We start from the raw sequence: 13763 nt of genomic DNA, 5'->3' as shown, positions 1-13763 counted from the left end.
GTCGGTATCGTTTATCAAATGAGTTGGCGGAAGCATGGCGCACGGAAGGGATCCCCTGCCTTCAGCGATGCCAGCTCCTCGACGTACAGCACACCCGCCGGCGTGAAACCCGAATCGCTGTGGTCCGGCAAGGGACTGAAGACCGCGTCGTCGCCGAAGAAGCGCAAGACCAGCGTATGGCGGTCCGGGAAATCGGCGTCGACAGCGCCCCCGCCGTGCAGCGAACCCGGGTGCAGCAGCAGAACATCGCCGGGCTGCGTTGCCCAGGAGAGGATGTCGTACGCATTGGGATCGGTGCGGCGTTCGGCCTCGATATCCGGCAGCCGCGGCCAGACCCCACCGCCGTGCAATGGCTCGGTCGGGTCGTCTGCGTTCCGGAAGGTGCTGCCGTCGTGGCGCGTACCGAGGTGCGAGCCCCTGACGATCTCCAGCGCATTGTGCTTGGGGACGGCTTCGAAGCTGATCCAGGCGTTGGCGAAGTGCTTACCCGCCCACGGCAGGTAGGAGGTGTCCTGGTGCCAGGGCGAACGCCCGGCCCGGCCGCCCTGCTTGAGAAACAACTCCTCCGCGAAGTACCAGACATGTTTGGAGCCCCAGAGGTCGGCGAACAGCTGGCCGAATGGGAGCGAGGCGACCAGCTCATCCAGCCTTCCTTTTGCGAAAGGATTGGCGTTATCGACGTGTGACCGTTGCACGGAGCCGTCAAACAGGCTATGGGCGTTGGGCCCCGGGTTCTCGATGCCCCAGTCAAAGACCTGCCTGCACATGGCTAACTGTTCCGCGTTGAGACAGCCTTCGATGAGGACGGCACCGTCCTCTTCAAAGGCTCTGCGCTTGGATTCATCCATGGATGCTCTCCTGATTCTTCATTAGGCCCGGCGCCCGGCCGCGTGCGCTTCCGGTCGCTTCGTTTGTAGAACTACATACCAACGTTAGGTCATGATGACAAAGATAAGTCGAAAGTAAAAGGGAGGGTATTCCCTATTCTTCTGCCTTGTCTTGCCCATGCCCGGATCGAGTCGGCCACCGCGTTCATCATTTTGACTTGTTTGTGTTGTTGACCTATATTCTGCGCAAGCATATCAATCATTTAACTTTTGTCCTAACAATGTCCAAGCACGCGAACACACGTGAAGATGCGACAGGCGCCGATGCCGTACCGGCGAACATCATGAACCGCGACGCAGTCGCACTGCCCCGACGCCGGCTCCTCGGCGTGGCTGCGGTAGCAAGCGCTGCAACGCTTCTGGCAGGCACATCACGCACAGCGAGTGCAGCGCCGCGGGCGAAGGGCGCCGACGCCGCATCTGCGGGGCGCGACGTGCTCGATGTCGCGATCATCGGTGCCGGGCTGGCGGGCCTGACCGCCGCACGTGACCTGAAACGCGGCGGATGTGACACCTTCGTCGTCCTTGAGGCACGCAGCCGTGTCGGCGGCCGCACCTACAACCATGACCTGGGCAACGGCGTGGTCTCGGAAGCCGGCGGGCAGTGGATCGGGCCCGGCCAGACCGCCATTGCCGACCTGGCGCGCGAGCTCGGCGTCGACACCTTCGGTACCTATTACCAGGGCAAGACCGTGTTCCTGGCTGGCGATGTCCGCGTGACGCAGGATCTCCAGGGCGGCGTCGGTGCTCAGGGAAAGGTCGCCGCCAGACTCAGCGAGCTGGCGCGCCGCGTACCCAGCGGCGCACCCTGGACAGCGGCAAACGCGGCGGAACTAGACAAGCTGTCGCTTGGCGACTGGCTGGCGCGGCAAGACCTGAGCAACGAGGAAAGATTCTCCTTCAGCATGGCCGCAACCCTGTCGCTCGGCGCGCAACCGGCGCAGCTGGGGCTGTTGCACTACCTGTCGGTGATCAACAGCGCGAACTGTGACTACGACACGCTTGAGAAGATCAAGGGCGGCGCCCAGGAGACGCGCTTCGTCGGCGGCTCGCAGATCCTCAGCATCCAAATGGCACGGGAACTTGGCGACAAGGTCCGGCTGTCCTGCCCGGTACGCAAGATCGTTGGCTGGAATCGCGAGATTGTCGAGCTGCACACCGACCAGGGCGTGGTGCGGGCGCGCCACGTGATCGCCGCGCTCAACCCAGCGCTATGCCAGCAGGTCGTGTTCGATCCACCGCTGCCCGCGGGACGGGCGCAATTGCATCGGCTCTGGCCCGCGCACGCGCCCATGCGCAAGACGGCGCATGTCTATGCACGGCCCTTCTGGCGCGACAAGGGATTCAACGGGCAGGTTGTGCCGCTGGACGGTCCGCTGATCTGGTCGATCGACAACACGCCGCCAGACGGCTCGGTCGGCGTGATCAGCGCATTCGTCAAACCTGGCTTCCTGCCCGCCGACCCCAAGGCTGCCGAACGCATCCTCTCGGCTATCTATGCCCAGGCGTTCGGGGACAAGGCGTTGAAGCCGACGCAGTACCACGACCTCGACTGGGGCAAGGTCGATACGTGGTCGATGAGTTGCATCAACCCGATGCCGGCGGGCTTCTGGACGAAGCTGGGCCAGTACCTGCATCCGCCGACAGGGCGGCTGATCTGGTCTGGCACCGAGACGGCCGACATCTGGGCCGGCGCCATGGATGGTGCCGTGCGTTCCGGTCACCGCGCCGCCCTGCAGGCGCTTGGCGCCCTGGCATACCCGGTTCGGGAGGCATGAATGAAATACAAGCGCCCTGTTCTCGTGGTGGCTGCGGCCGTGGTGGCTGCGGCCGCCTTCATCGTTCCCGATCTCGTGGACTATCACCGGTTCGGAACGGCACTCGAAAACCAGGCCCTGGCCAGCCAGACCGATGGTGGACCCTGGCCGCAATTCCCGGAGACCTGCTTCACCTGCCATGGCCCGCGCGGTAAGTCCCGCAATGCGGAGTACCCTGCCCTGGCCGGCCAGCCGGCGGCTTTTATCGAGGCGCAGTTGCGCGCCTTCGCCAGCGGGCAGCGCGACAGCCCGACCATGGGGCCGCTCGCCAGGAACCTGACTGATGAGCAGATCGGGTTGCTGGCAGCCTATTACGCAAAGCAGGCGCCCACGGGTAGCCCGGATGTCACGGCCAGCGCCGCGCTCGAGGCGCGCGGCAAGGCTGTGGTCCAGGCGCGCAGTTGCCAGGCCTGCCATGCCGAAGGGTTGACCGGAAAGGACCTGGCACCACGCCTCGCCGGCCAGGGAGAGAGCTACCTTGGGCAACAGCTCGCCGCGTTCAAGAGCGGCAAGCGCCATGACGCGTCCGGCGCAATGGACAGCATTGCCGCCGCCTTGTCGAACGAAGACATCCCGGCAGTGGCCCGCTACCTGGCCAGGATGTCGCCTGAGCGCCGGGAGATCGGCGCCCGATAGGGCCCGACGGCGCAGCAAGGGTAGTCGGCAAGATGCGCGGGTCAGACAGGAGACGGGGAATGCACGGATACACACCGTCCTGGCTGACAGCCGGCGTGGCGGCTGTCCTCATGCTTTGCATGGCGGCAGCCATGGGCGTGGCGCCGCGCAGCGCCTACCATGACCCTGGTGCGCCACGCCGGCTGGAAGCCCTGCAACTGCCCGACGTGCGCGACCAGCTCGAAAAGCTGGCGGATGCCGGTGCAACTTACGTCCACGAGGAGCCCATGCGACGCGGCGACACGATCGCCACGTTGCTCAGACGGCTCGGCGTGGAAGATCCCGACGCACAGCAGTTCATTTCCAGGGATCCTGCGGCGCGCACCCTTTTCAACCTCCAGCCGGACCAGGTCGTCCGGGCCGAGGTCGACCAGGACAAGCTGCTAGTCTCGCTGCGCGCCCCTGTTGCCGGCAATACCACTGCCTCGCGCGAACTGCTGATCCGGCGATCCGGCGGCTTCCAGAAGCCCGCCTTTAACGCGAACTTGCAGGCGGTCAGGAACGAACTGCGTTACGAGATGCGTTCCGGCACTATCACGGCGAGCGGGTTCTTCAGGACGATGGACGCAGCGAATGTGCCCGACGACATCGTCCGGCAGATGATTTCGATCTTCTCGGGCGTGGTCGATTTCCAGCACGACATCGTCCAGGGCGATCGCTTTCGCATTGTCTATGAGGCGGGCTTCCGTGACGGTGCGCTGGTGCGCAACGGTCGCGTCGTGGCCGTCGAACTCGTCAACCGCGCCCAGCTCTACCAGGCCCTGTGGTATGACGGCGCAGATGGCAGCAACTCCGGTGTCTACTACACCTTCGACGGACGGGGCATGGCGCGCCCGTTTCTCCGCTCGCCGGTCGAGTTCTCGCGCTTGTCGTCGGGCTTCGGCTGGCGCAACCATCCGGTGCACCACCAATGGATCCAGCACAAGGGTGTCGACTTTGCCGCCCCGACAGGAACCCGGGTCTTCGCCACAGCGGACGGGACTGTTGACTTTGTCGGCCAGCAGACGGGCTACGGCAATATCGTCATCCTCAAGCATCCTGACGGCTACTCGACGTACTATGCGCACCTGTCGGGCTTCGCTGGTATCCAGCCCGGCCAGCGCATCACGCAGGGGCAACTGATCGCGTATGTCGGACAGACCGGCTGGGCAACCGGACCGCATCTGCACTACGAGCTTCGCTTCAACGACGTGCCGCAGAACCCGCTGAGCGTCATGCTGATGAAACCCGTCACGCTGTCCGGACGCGCACGCCAGGGCTTCCTGAGCCAGGCCAGCGACATGTTGAGCCGTATCCATGTTCTGCGCGGCATTGAAGTGGCATCCAGCCTCGGCTGAGCCGCCCCAAGTGGCGCACTGTCGACTCGCGAGTTGATCGGGGACTTCCCCGCGCATGCCGGTTTGCACCGGCAGTGGCTGCGAGTATGCTTTCCTTCATGACGCGGATTCCGGCCGGCCTGCCATCGCCTCTTGCGCGCAGGCGCCAGACCGCCGACTGCGGGGGCAAATCATGCGCAGGCAGCCTCATGACGGATCGGGAAAGGATCGTCCTTCCGCCCTCGACTTCAAGCAGGGCGAGCCGCACTTCAGGCTGCTCGCCGACGGCATCCCTCACATGGTCATGACCGGCGACTCGAATGGCCGGATCGATTACTGCAACCGACGGTGGACGAGCTATACCGGCCTCAGTCTCGAGCAAACCCGGTCTGGCGCCTGGAAATCGGCCATCCACCCCGAGGACTTCGCGCGCAATATCGCCCACTGGGCGGACGCGGTGGCGAGAGGCTGCGAGTACGAAATTGAATATCGCCTGAAACGGGCATCCGATGGCGCCTACCGATGGCACCTCGAACGCGGGTCACCTTTGAAGGACGCTGACGGCAACATCGTAAAGTGGCTTGCATCCAGCACCGACATCGAAGCGCTGAAGCAGGCCCAGGCCTCTGCCGAGATCGCCAACCATGCGAAGTCGGAGTTCCTGTCAAGCATGAGCCATGAGTTGCGCAATCCGCTGAACGCCATCCTCGGCTTTGCGCAACTGATGGCCTCCGAGTCTCCGCCTCCGACTGCGTCGCAGCAGGCCAGCATCGACCATATCCTGAAAGCGGGCTGGCATTTGCTGGAACTCATCAACGAAGTCCTTGACCTGGCCAGGATAGAAGCTGGTCAGGCATCGCTGTCCCCTGAGCCGGTATCGGTCATCGACACCTTGCACGAGTGCCAGGCAATGCTTGAGCAGCAAGCACTGAAACGCACGGTCCGCATGCGGTTTCCCGCAGTCGAACCACCCTGCTTCGTACGTGCCGACAGGACCCGCCTGAAGCAAATCCTCCTCAACTTGCTCTCCAATGCCATCAAGTACAACCGGGACCAGGGCTCAGTCGATGTGCAGGTGACGACGACGGGACATCGCGTAGGCTTCAGCGTGCGCGACACCGGAGCAGGGCTGACACCGGAACGGCTGGCCCAGCTATTCCAGCCGTTCAACCGCCTGGGGCATGAGGCAGGCCCCGTGGAAGGCACCGGCATCGGACTCGTGGTGGCCAAGCGGCTGGCCGAGTTGATGGGAGGCACCATCAGCGCCGAAAGCACGCCTGGCGTGGGCAGCGTGTTCCGGGTCGAACTGCCTGCTGCCGCGCCTCCCGCAATGGCTGGCGAGAGCGCGGAGGCCGCCGCACCTGTCCGGTCGCCAATCGAAGCCCCGTCCACGATGCACACCTTGCTGTATGTGGAAGACAACCCCGCCAACCTTAAGCTCCTGGAGCAACTCCTCGCCCGCCGGGCAGACGTGCATTTGCTGTCCGCGGCCACCGGGATTCTCGGAGTCGAGCTCGCGCGCACTTCCCTGCCCGATGCGATCGTGATGGATATCCATCTACCGGACATCAATGGCATCGAAGCACTGGGACGCCTGCGCGAAGACCCGATGACAATGCATATTCCGGTCATCGCGCTCAGTGCCAATGCCATGCCACGCGACATCGAGCGGGGCATGAAGGCAGGATTCTTCCGGTACCTGACCAAGCCCATCAGGATCCATGAATTCATGGATGCACTGAACGCCGCACTGGAACAGCCGCGAGGATTGATTGCGCAGGGCTAGCACCGAGTCCCGCGAACTGGCTTGCCATGATCCACCCATCGGACATCCTGGCTGCAAGAATCCTGGTCGTTGACGATCTGGAGGCCAATGTCCTGCTGCTCGAAAGGATGCTGCACGCGGCCGGATATACCAGCGTCGAATCAACCACCGATCCGCGCATGGTTTCCGAGCTTCACGGCAAGAACCACTATGACCTGATCGTGCTGGATCTCCAGATGCCTGGCATGGACGGGTTCGAGGTCATGGCGAACCTCAAGGTCGTCCAGCCGGACAGCTACCTTCCGGTGATCGTTGTCACCGCCCAACCCGATCACAAACTGCGCGCACTGCAGGCTGGCGCGAAGGACTTTGTCAGCAAGCCATTCGATCTCGGCGAGGTACTGATGCGGGTGCGGAACATGCTGGAGGTGCGCCTGCTGCACAGTGAGTCCTTGCAGTACGGCAAGGAGCTCGAGCGCAAGGTGCACGAACTGGAAGCGAGCCGGGAGACAATCGTTCGCCAGAGCGATGAACTCAGGCGCATTTACGAGAAGCTTGTTAGCGAGCAAAGGGTCACCGAGCGGCTGCTCCTCAATGTGCTGCCGTCTCCCATCGCCGAGCGATTGAAGCTGCGTTCCGATCTCATCGACGCCACCCCGCCGGAAGTCATCGCCGACAGGTTCGAGACGGTCTCGGTGCTGTTTGCCGACCTCGTGCAGTTCACCCGATTTTCTCCCGGCCTGAGCCCCGAGAGACTGGTGGCGGTACTCAACGAAATATTTGCTGACTTTGACAATATCGCCGACAACCGTGGGCTCGAGAAAATCAAGACGATCGGTGACGCATACATGGCCGCTGCCGGCCTGCCCGTCCCCGCGGCAGACCACGCAGTCCGGGCCGCGCATATGGCGCTGGACATGATGGAGTCCCTGAGTCGGTTCAATGCGCGAAGCGGCTACGGCCTGCAGTTGCGGGTTGGCATTCACAGCGGCGCGGTCATCGCCGGCGTGATCGGCAGGCGAAAATTCATCTATGACCTGTGGGGCGAAACGGTCAACATTGCGAGCCGGATGGAGTCCCACGGTATAGCTGGCTGTGTGCAGGTCACGGAAGCCACCCGGCAAATGCTGGGGAAGCCATTTGTGTTGGAAGCGCGAGGAGCAATCGATGTCAAGGGCATCGGTGAGCTACATACATGGCTTGTGGCAGGAAGAGACACTGACGCTGCCGGATAAGCCCATGCCGGCTGTACCGTCGACTGGCTGCGTCCTTCCACCATCTGATCGTCGCTCGCGCGGCCCCCGATAAGGGGGATCGGACGCTTGGTGAAGCAAGCTCACGCCCGCTGACGCTCGGCTTGATAAGCCTCAATCTTTGGGAGTATCGCCAGGCGCCGCTCCAGACTCTCCGCTGACCAGTACTGCTCACGATCGTAGTACTCGGTAACAGATGGCACGGTATCTGGGATGATGACCCAAGGTTGCTTCGATGATGTGTAGATATGAATATCCGGGGGAAGCAAGTCTGGATTGTCTAGAGTGCCAACACGCATAAAGCGCAGTATCGGCCCCGAACCTGCGTAGCTGCTCCACACGGCCACATGGCACTTGGGACATCTGGCAATCTTTTGCCCCTGGCCACTTGCCGATGGGGTGTCGACAACCTCCGGCTCTCCAGACAAGAGCGAGACTCGGTCTGCTTCAATCATTGCATTGAGGGCAAATGATGCCCCGGTCTCTCTCTGGCACCAGCGGCAGTGGCAGCAGTGTACAAACAGAGGCGCTGTTTCAATGCGATATCGGACGGCTTGGCAAGCACAACCACCTTCTGCGGGGAAAATCTTGCTTTTTGTCACTTTCCTTATTCCTCCACTAGAGGTTTATTCGGACATCGGGATTCGCATAATAATTGGTATTATTGACAGCCATTACCGTATCCCTGCATGTACCCTTGACAGCAAGCCGTGTGGCGGCTCGCCAGCGATGACGAGATAGCCATGTCCCGATACGTTGCCTTTCTTCGCGGCGTCAGCCCGATGAACGCCCGGATGCCCGAACTCAAGCGCTGCTTCGAGGCCGCGGGCTTCTCCGAAGTGAAAACCTTGCTCTCCAGCGGCAATGTCGTGTTCGACGCGCGATCGTCGTCACTGGCCAGCCTGGAGCGACGCGCCGAGAAGGCGATGCAGTCTGAACTGGGCCGCAGCTTCGACACCTTCGTCCGGCCGGCCCGCTATCTCCAGGACCTCATCGACTCGAACCCTTTCGCCGAGCTTAGCCTTGCGCCTTCGGCCAAGCGGGTTGTCACCTTTCTCCGCAGCCCAGTGCCGCCAGACGTGAAGCTGCCCATCGAGCGCGACGGCGCAAGCATCGTCAAGGCCAGTGCCACGGAGGTCTTCAGCGCCTACGTGCCGGACCCGAAGAAAGGCCCGGTGTTCATGCGCCTGCTCGAACGCTCGTTCGGAAAGGACATCACCACTCGCACGCTCGACACGGTCATCAAGTGTGCCAGGGCATAGGCTTCATGCGTAAGGCGGTCGCCCGAGCACTGGCACCGACTGGCTGAAACGGGTCGAACGACCTCATTCATCTACGCTGCCCGGGTGTTGTTTCGAGGCTACTCCATGGGCTGTTCAGTCCGTACCACCAGTTCCATGAACCCTGAGCTCTGGTCGTACTCCCGGGCAAAACGATGTTCGGGAAGCAGCGCCAGCAATATCTCCGCGGTTGTACGGACCGTGCAACCGCGTGCCACATGACCACCGAACACTCGCCCGCGCGAGTCCGCAACCGACATATGCAGGTGCGCTCCATCCGGTGACAGGGATCCGGCGAGCGTCAGGATTTCCAGATTGCCACGCAGTTCGGTAGGGCTTTCGGCCCCGGCAAATCGCAATTGGGCAACGCTGAGGCTCCCGATGCCCTGGATGACGAAGGCCGCATGCAGCTTGAGCTGACTCAGCACGTCTTCAAGGGCGACACGCAGATCGTCGCCGGGAGCGAGGCGTAAGGGATGGGCTTGCATCGCACGGTTCCAGGTTGGGGCTCCGTGACAGGTTAAGGCGAATTGAGACCGATCGCAATTGAGCACCAGCTTTCGCTCATTGGCGTCGTGCTCAGCGCGGCACGAGGGTTTCGACAGCCGCCAACTTCCGGCCGGGGTCGGTCGCGTAACACGTTACGTTACACGTAACGCTTCCCCCGCGGCTGCCAGTCGCCCGCAAAGGCCGGCAGGTCTGCGCCAGCCTCCCGGAAACCCGCAGCGGGCCTGGCTACCGCGCTTGCGCGCGATGGCACGAGGCGGCCTTGCCAGAGCTGGCATTGCCCTTGCTGGTTCCGATGCAAGGCGCTGGCCACGAAGCCAACGCCGGCAAACCGGAGGAGGCAAGGATGAGCTGGACGAACCGTGGAGCGGCCGCCTGGGAGCAAGTCCTGGGGCGCAGCCGCGAGGCACATGCCGTGGTGATCGACGACATGCCGGTGTTCCGGCACGGAGTCATGCGCCTGCTCGGCGAAATGCCGGGCATTGGCCGGGTGGAACTCGTGGAGACGGACGCCCTGGCGGCACGCAAGGCGCGCCTGGCGGCTCCGGCATTGCTTGTGTTCGGCATGCCGCCGGATCTTGCCGACGGCTGGCACCTGCTGCGCCTGGCCAGCCTGGTGCTAAAGCCAAGGCGCCTGCTGCTGGTCTCGGACAATATGTGGCTGCGTCTGCCGCCAGGCCTCGACGGCCGGTTTGCCCGCGCCCTGTCCAGGTCCGCTTCGCTCGCAACGGTCGAACGGGACGTGCGCGCGCTGCTGGATCTTCCGCCCTCTGCGGAAGCCCCGCCCGGGCAGGACGCCGGGTCCGTAGCCTTCCAACGCCGGTTCCACGTGCTCGCGTAAGCCGTCATTGTCAAGGCTCCGGAGAAATAAAAAGGCCCCACGGGTTACGTGGGGCCAGGCCGAACTGCTGGCAAGTCGCCTTACGGCCGGTCAACCGAAATATCGTAGAACTTATTGGCCGGATTCACGCTGATCGCCACGCTCAGGCCGGTGTTTGCCACATTCATGCCGATAACCTCGGCAGCATTTGGTGCGGCAGGGCGATAACGCAGGCCATCCGACGGCACGTTGTTATGCCAAAGATCGACGCGACCGTCGTTACGTTCACGAGTATAGGTATTTGCTGCCGTGTCGACGGACGTCACCGTGTTCGAATACTCCGAGATATCGGTCCCCCCGTTGATATTGATCACAGCATCCCAATAGGCGTTGACAGCTCCCACGGCTGGCAGACCACGCGGCGTCGGCCGCTTTGCGATCATGAAGCCGCCCTGGTGCACGATCACAACCGCGACGCCGCCTTCGACGCCCTTGAAGGCGAACGCTCGAGCCGTTCCTGTCGAATCCGTGACATTGAATCCGCCATCCGCGTTGACCGATACCACGGGTAGGTCTTCCGCAGGCCAGGGCGAGCAGCCGCTCAACCCGCAGTCGGCACCGCTGGCGAACTTTCCAGTGCTGGCCACGGTGAACTTGATCAGCCCCGGCGCGAGCGTGCCACCGCCCTCGGGCCGTTCGAAGCCCATGGCGATCCAGTCTCCGGTGACTTCGCTCAGCGGAATGGTCTGGTCAGGAATCACCAGGCTGGATGGGCCGTTGCGGCGCTCAAGGCCGATACCGGACTTGGAGACCAGCAGCCTGGCGTCGGTGTTGCCGAAGCGGCAGGCCTGCGTGTCGTTCGCCTGGAATTGTTCGACCGCCCCGGTCGTATCGTTCGTCTGCGTCAGCTTGACCGCATCGATTGTGAACCGCTGCACGCTGTTGGCGGTGAGGCCAATCTTCTGGTACTTGCCGCTGCGGAACGTCGCGCAGGTTGCTGACGCGGGCTGGAGAATGGTTTGCACGCCGGCTGCCGAGCCGCTATTGGACGCGACTGCAGCAGACAGCTGGGAAAGGGAGGTTTGCGACGACTCGAGCGCGGCGCCGAGCGTATCGAGCTTCTGGTCAAGCGCATTGCCCGGCGTGTCGCCATGCGCGGCGACCAGCGTGCCCTTGAGCGGGTCCACGCCAGCGAGATCGACCGTCCCGGAAAGGATCAGTTTGACGGACTCCACCGCAGTGGATACACCGTCCGTGGTCAGCTTCGCCTGTGCCTGAGCGTCAAAGCTGTTGAAGAAATCCTGGGTGCTGCCACCGGCGATCGACGCAGTGATCAGTTCGGTGAGAGGCGTGATATTTGCGGCGGCAGTGGTGCCGGTTCCAGCTTCCACGACGGAGTGAAGGATCGTGCCGTCGGGCGTCGTTACGCTGAGCACGCACGGACGCGTGGCGTCGGGAATGCTGATGGTAAACGTCCCGTCGGCGGCTGTGGTGGCGGTACCACTGCCGTTGGCGCACTTGGCCTGGACCGTGGCATTGGGCAACGCGGCACCCACGGCGGCCGTTCCCGCGATGGTGGTGGCCGGTGTGCCAGGCGTCGACGGCGTCGATGGCGCCGACGACTGGGTGTCCGAGGACCCACCTCCGCACGCGGTCAGTGCTGCCGCTGCAATAGCGGATATTAGAAGTCTGATTTTCATGGCTTTGATTTCCCCCTGTCGTATGAATGAATGCAAGCTCGTTGCCTCACCCGTTCCCTGTGGGCGATCGAAACCACCCGGGGGGTGATTCTGCGAAGAACGCAGATCGACGCGCATCATTCATTCAGATGAAAATCTGCAGATACCCCCAATGAGAGGGGCATAAATCCCCTGACAGCTTGGGCAAGCTAGGCGGGTCCGTAAGAGACCGTCAGCGTCGCGACAATCAGGCAATCGCTGAATTAGAGAGCTTTGGGGAGAAGGGGAATTGCCAAGGGATCATCTCATCGGGGACCTCTATGAGGCCGCAGTCCGGGAGGACGGCTTTCTGCAGGTGTTTCAGACAGTCGCCGAATCATTGGGCGCCAATGTATTCCATATGTTCAGCTGGGATGCACTGCGCAACGCCCCGCGTCTGTCCATCTACACGCCCGACAGGGACTGGGATGCCATCGTCGAGAGTTACGATCAGTACTACGGCGCATTGGATCCACGGCGCAGCTTTGTCGAAGCCGCGGCCCTAGGCGAATTTGTCTGCTGCCAGGACCGCCTTACCGAGCAGGACGTTGCGCGCAGCGAGTTTTTCCAGGACTACCAGCTTCCGTCAGGGTTGCGCTATCTGCAGGGCGTACGCCTGGCTCGCGCAGGCAGTGATGACATTCTGCTGGGCTTGCTGCGAGCGAAAGACAGGCCGCCATACACACTGGAAGAGCGCGCCGCGGCGGCGGGCCTGGTCGGGCACCTGCAGCGCTCCATCAACCTCTGGCAGGACGCCAGGATCCTGCATCGCGACGCCGCGCTTGGCAATGAACTGATGGAGCAGCTGGGCCTTGCGGTGTTCACGTTGGACAGGCGATTTCGGCTGGTCTTTGCCAACCAGGCTGCCGAAGCGATGCTGCGCGCAAGCGCCTGTTTGAAACTGGAGCATGGGCGCCTGGCCGCGGCCACAGCCGCCGAGAATGACGGCCTGCAGGCGGCCATGGCGCGCGTGGGAAAGATGCGCAAGGGCGAAAGCCTGGCGTTGCGGGCCGCATCGGGGGCAGCCCCCGAAATATTCCTCAACATCGCATGCGTTCCCGGCCGGGACACGCGCACGGCATTTGGCGATGCAACCCTCCTGGTTACAGCCAGGCGGCGGGGCACGGCGCCGCTGGTAACCGCAAGACAGTTGCAGGGGGCCTTCCGGCTGTCAGCGGCCGAGGCGGCTGTGGCTGAAGCGTTGATTTGCGGCAAGACCCCTGACGAGTACGCCGCCAGCGCCAGGGTCTCGCTCGCCACCGTGCGTACGCAGTTGCGGGCGATTTTCGACAAGACAAACACGCGATCCCAGGCGGAAGCCGTGGGGGCGATGCTGTGGGTGCTGTCGCAGGCGGGGGGTGATCGCTAGGGCGGCCTGATGCCGGGGCGCCCGCATCGCCGCGCGTGCCTATTTCATCCATGTAAAAGAACCGACACGCCGCTCGCCAGAATAAGGGGGCCCGAGACTCCCTTGCGCAATCCGTTGGAAAAAGCCGTCCGCCCTATCTTTCCAAGCGATGCGCCAAGCAGAACCCCGATTGCTGCCATAGCAAAGTACATCAGGTTTCCGATACGCAGGCCGGCTGCGCCCACCGAGAGGAATAACCTGCTGGCGGACAGGAAGAACAACGACAGGAAGAAGAGGTTCTGCGCACCCGCACCGCCGTGGCGCGCTGACAGGTAGAAGTTCATGCGTCAGGCAGGAACGTTCGAGCCAAACCGGTG

General features: G+C 63.0%; 13 protein-coding genes. 8 read left to right on the top strand and 5 right to left on the bottom strand.

Annotated features, from left to right (window positions below; translation table 11 throughout):
- Nucleotides 1-14: 14 nt before the first annotated feature.
- Nucleotides 15-848 (bottom strand): phytanoyl-CoA dioxygenase family protein, encoded by an 834-nt coding sequence (locus AC07UK_RS27645; RefSeq protein WP_436224298.1) that lies wholly within the window; start codon nt 846-848, stop codon nt 15-17.
- A gap of 323 nt (nt 849-1171) precedes the next feature.
- Between AC07UK_RS27645 and AC07UK_RS27640 the strand changes: the two genes are divergently transcribed.
- From AC07UK_RS27640 to AC07UK_RS27620, 5 genes are all read left to right on the top strand, one after another.
- Nucleotides 1172-2665: a flavin monoamine oxidase family protein gene (locus AC07UK_RS27640; protein ID WP_436224299.1), complete on the top strand. Its 1494-nt coding sequence runs from the start codon at nt 1172-1174 to the stop codon at nt 2663-2665.
- On the top strand, nt 2666-3340 hold the full coding sequence (locus AC07UK_RS27635) for a c-type cytochrome (protein ID WP_436224300.1): 675 nt from the start codon (nt 2666-2668) through the stop codon (nt 3338-3340). It abuts the gene before it with no gap.
- Between the two features lie 59 nt (nt 3341-3399).
- Nucleotides 3400-4716, top strand: coding sequence for a peptidoglycan DD-metalloendopeptidase family protein (locus AC07UK_RS27630; RefSeq protein ID WP_436224301.1), 1317 nt, complete (start codon nt 3400-3402; stop codon nt 4714-4716).
- A 172-nt stretch (nt 4717-4888) separates the two neighbouring features.
- Nucleotides 4889-6481 carry a hybrid sensor histidine kinase/response regulator gene (locus AC07UK_RS27625; RefSeq protein ID WP_436224302.1) on the top strand — a complete coding sequence of 531 codons (1593 nt, stop codon included), beginning with the start codon at nt 4889-4891 and terminating at the stop codon, nt 6479-6481.
- Nucleotides 6482-6507: 26 nt separating this feature from the next.
- Nucleotides 6508-7695: an adenylate/guanylate cyclase domain-containing protein gene (locus AC07UK_RS27620; RefSeq protein WP_436224303.1), complete on the top strand. Its 1188-nt coding sequence runs from the start codon at nt 6508-6510 to the stop codon at nt 7693-7695.
- A 101-nt stretch (nt 7696-7796) separates the two neighbouring features.
- Here AC07UK_RS27620 and AC07UK_RS27615 read toward each other — a convergent pair whose 3' ends face one another.
- Nucleotides 7797-8315, bottom strand: coding sequence for a GFA family protein (locus AC07UK_RS27615; protein ID WP_436224304.1), 519 nt, complete (start codon nt 8313-8315; stop codon nt 7797-7799).
- Between the two features lie 141 nt (nt 8316-8456).
- Here AC07UK_RS27615 and AC07UK_RS27610 point away from each other — a divergent pair, with 141 nt between their 5' ends.
- Nucleotides 8457-8975: a DUF1697 domain-containing protein gene (locus AC07UK_RS27610; protein WP_436225340.1), complete on the top strand. Its 519-nt coding sequence runs from the start codon at nt 8457-8459 to the stop codon at nt 8973-8975.
- 98 nt (nt 8976-9073) lie between these two features.
- Here AC07UK_RS27610 and AC07UK_RS27605 read toward each other — a convergent pair whose 3' ends face one another.
- Entirely contained in the window at nt 9074-9481 is a 408-nt protein-coding gene (locus AC07UK_RS27605) for a PPC domain-containing DNA-binding protein (protein WP_436224305.1), read from the bottom strand.
- Nucleotides 9482-9762: 281 nt separating this feature from the next.
- Here AC07UK_RS27605 and AC07UK_RS27600 point away from each other — a divergent pair, with 281 nt between their 5' ends.
- Nucleotides 9763-10341 (top strand): DNA-binding response regulator, encoded by a 579-nt coding sequence (locus tag AC07UK_RS27600; RefSeq protein ID WP_494693900.1) that lies wholly within the window; start codon nt 9763-9765, stop codon nt 10339-10341.
- Nucleotides 10342-10421: 80 nt separating this feature from the next.
- On the opposite strand, the gene AC07UK_RS27595 is transcribed toward AC07UK_RS27600, so the two are convergent.
- Nucleotides 10422-12020 (bottom strand): hypothetical protein, encoded by a 1599-nt coding sequence (locus AC07UK_RS27595; RefSeq protein ID WP_436224307.1) that lies wholly within the window; start codon nt 12018-12020, stop codon nt 10422-10424.
- A gap of 268 nt (nt 12021-12288) precedes the next feature.
- On the opposite strand from AC07UK_RS27595, the gene AC07UK_RS27590 reads away from it, so the two are divergent.
- Nucleotides 12289-13407 (top strand): helix-turn-helix transcriptional regulator, encoded by a 1119-nt coding sequence (locus AC07UK_RS27590; RefSeq protein ID WP_436224308.1) that lies wholly within the window; start codon nt 12289-12291, stop codon nt 13405-13407.
- A 44-nt stretch (nt 13408-13451) separates the two neighbouring features.
- On the opposite strand, the gene AC07UK_RS27585 is transcribed toward AC07UK_RS27590, so the two are convergent.
- A complete protein-coding gene (locus AC07UK_RS27585) occupies nt 13452-13730 on the bottom strand; it encodes a hypothetical protein (protein WP_436224309.1) in 279 nt (92 codons plus the stop codon).
- Nucleotides 13731-13763 lie beyond the last annotated feature (33 nt).

It is taken from the genome of Cupriavidus sp. GW821-FHT07C08, from assembly GCF_059419025.1.
The sequence above is the reverse complement of the archived record's forward strand: the minus strand, read 5'-3'. Positions and strand labels throughout refer to the sequence as shown.

What these genes read in the sequence shown, in the direction of transcription:
- AC07UK_RS27630 (WP_436224301.1), top strand. Translation starts at nt 3,400, where the DNA reads ATGCACGGATACACACCGTCCTGGCTGACAGCCGGCGTGGCGGCTGTC.
- AC07UK_RS27640 (WP_436224299.1), top strand. Translation starts at nt 1,172, where the DNA reads ATGAACCGCGACGCAGTCGCACTGCCCCGACGCCGGCTCCTCGGCGTG.
- AC07UK_RS27595 (WP_436224307.1), bottom strand. Translation starts at nt 12,020, where the DNA reads ATGAAAATCAGACTTCTAATATCCGCTATTGCAGCGGCAGCACTGACC.
- AC07UK_RS27585 (WP_436224309.1), bottom strand. Translation starts at nt 13,730, where the DNA reads ATGAACTTCTACCTGTCAGCGCGCCACGGCGGTGCGGGTGCGCAGAAC.
- AC07UK_RS27620 (WP_436224303.1), top strand. Translation starts at nt 6,508, where the DNA reads ATGATCCACCCATCGGACATCCTGGCTGCAAGAATCCTGGTCGTTGAC.
- AC07UK_RS27605 (WP_436224305.1), bottom strand. Translation starts at nt 9,481, where the DNA reads ATGCAAGCCCATCCCTTACGCCTCGCTCCCGGCGACGATCTGCGTGTC.
- AC07UK_RS27635 (WP_436224300.1), top strand. Translation starts at nt 2,666, where the DNA reads ATGAAATACAAGCGCCCTGTTCTCGTGGTGGCTGCGGCCGTGGTGGCT.
- AC07UK_RS27625 (WP_436224302.1), top strand. Translation starts at nt 4,889, where the DNA reads ATGCGCAGGCAGCCTCATGACGGATCGGGAAAGGATCGTCCTTCCGCC.
- AC07UK_RS27645 (WP_436224298.1), bottom strand. Translation starts at nt 848, where the DNA reads ATGGATGAATCCAAGCGCAGAGCCTTTGAAGAGGACGGTGCCGTCCTC.
- AC07UK_RS27610 (WP_436225340.1), top strand. Translation starts at nt 8,457, where the DNA reads ATGTCCCGATACGTTGCCTTTCTTCGCGGCGTCAGCCCGATGAACGCC.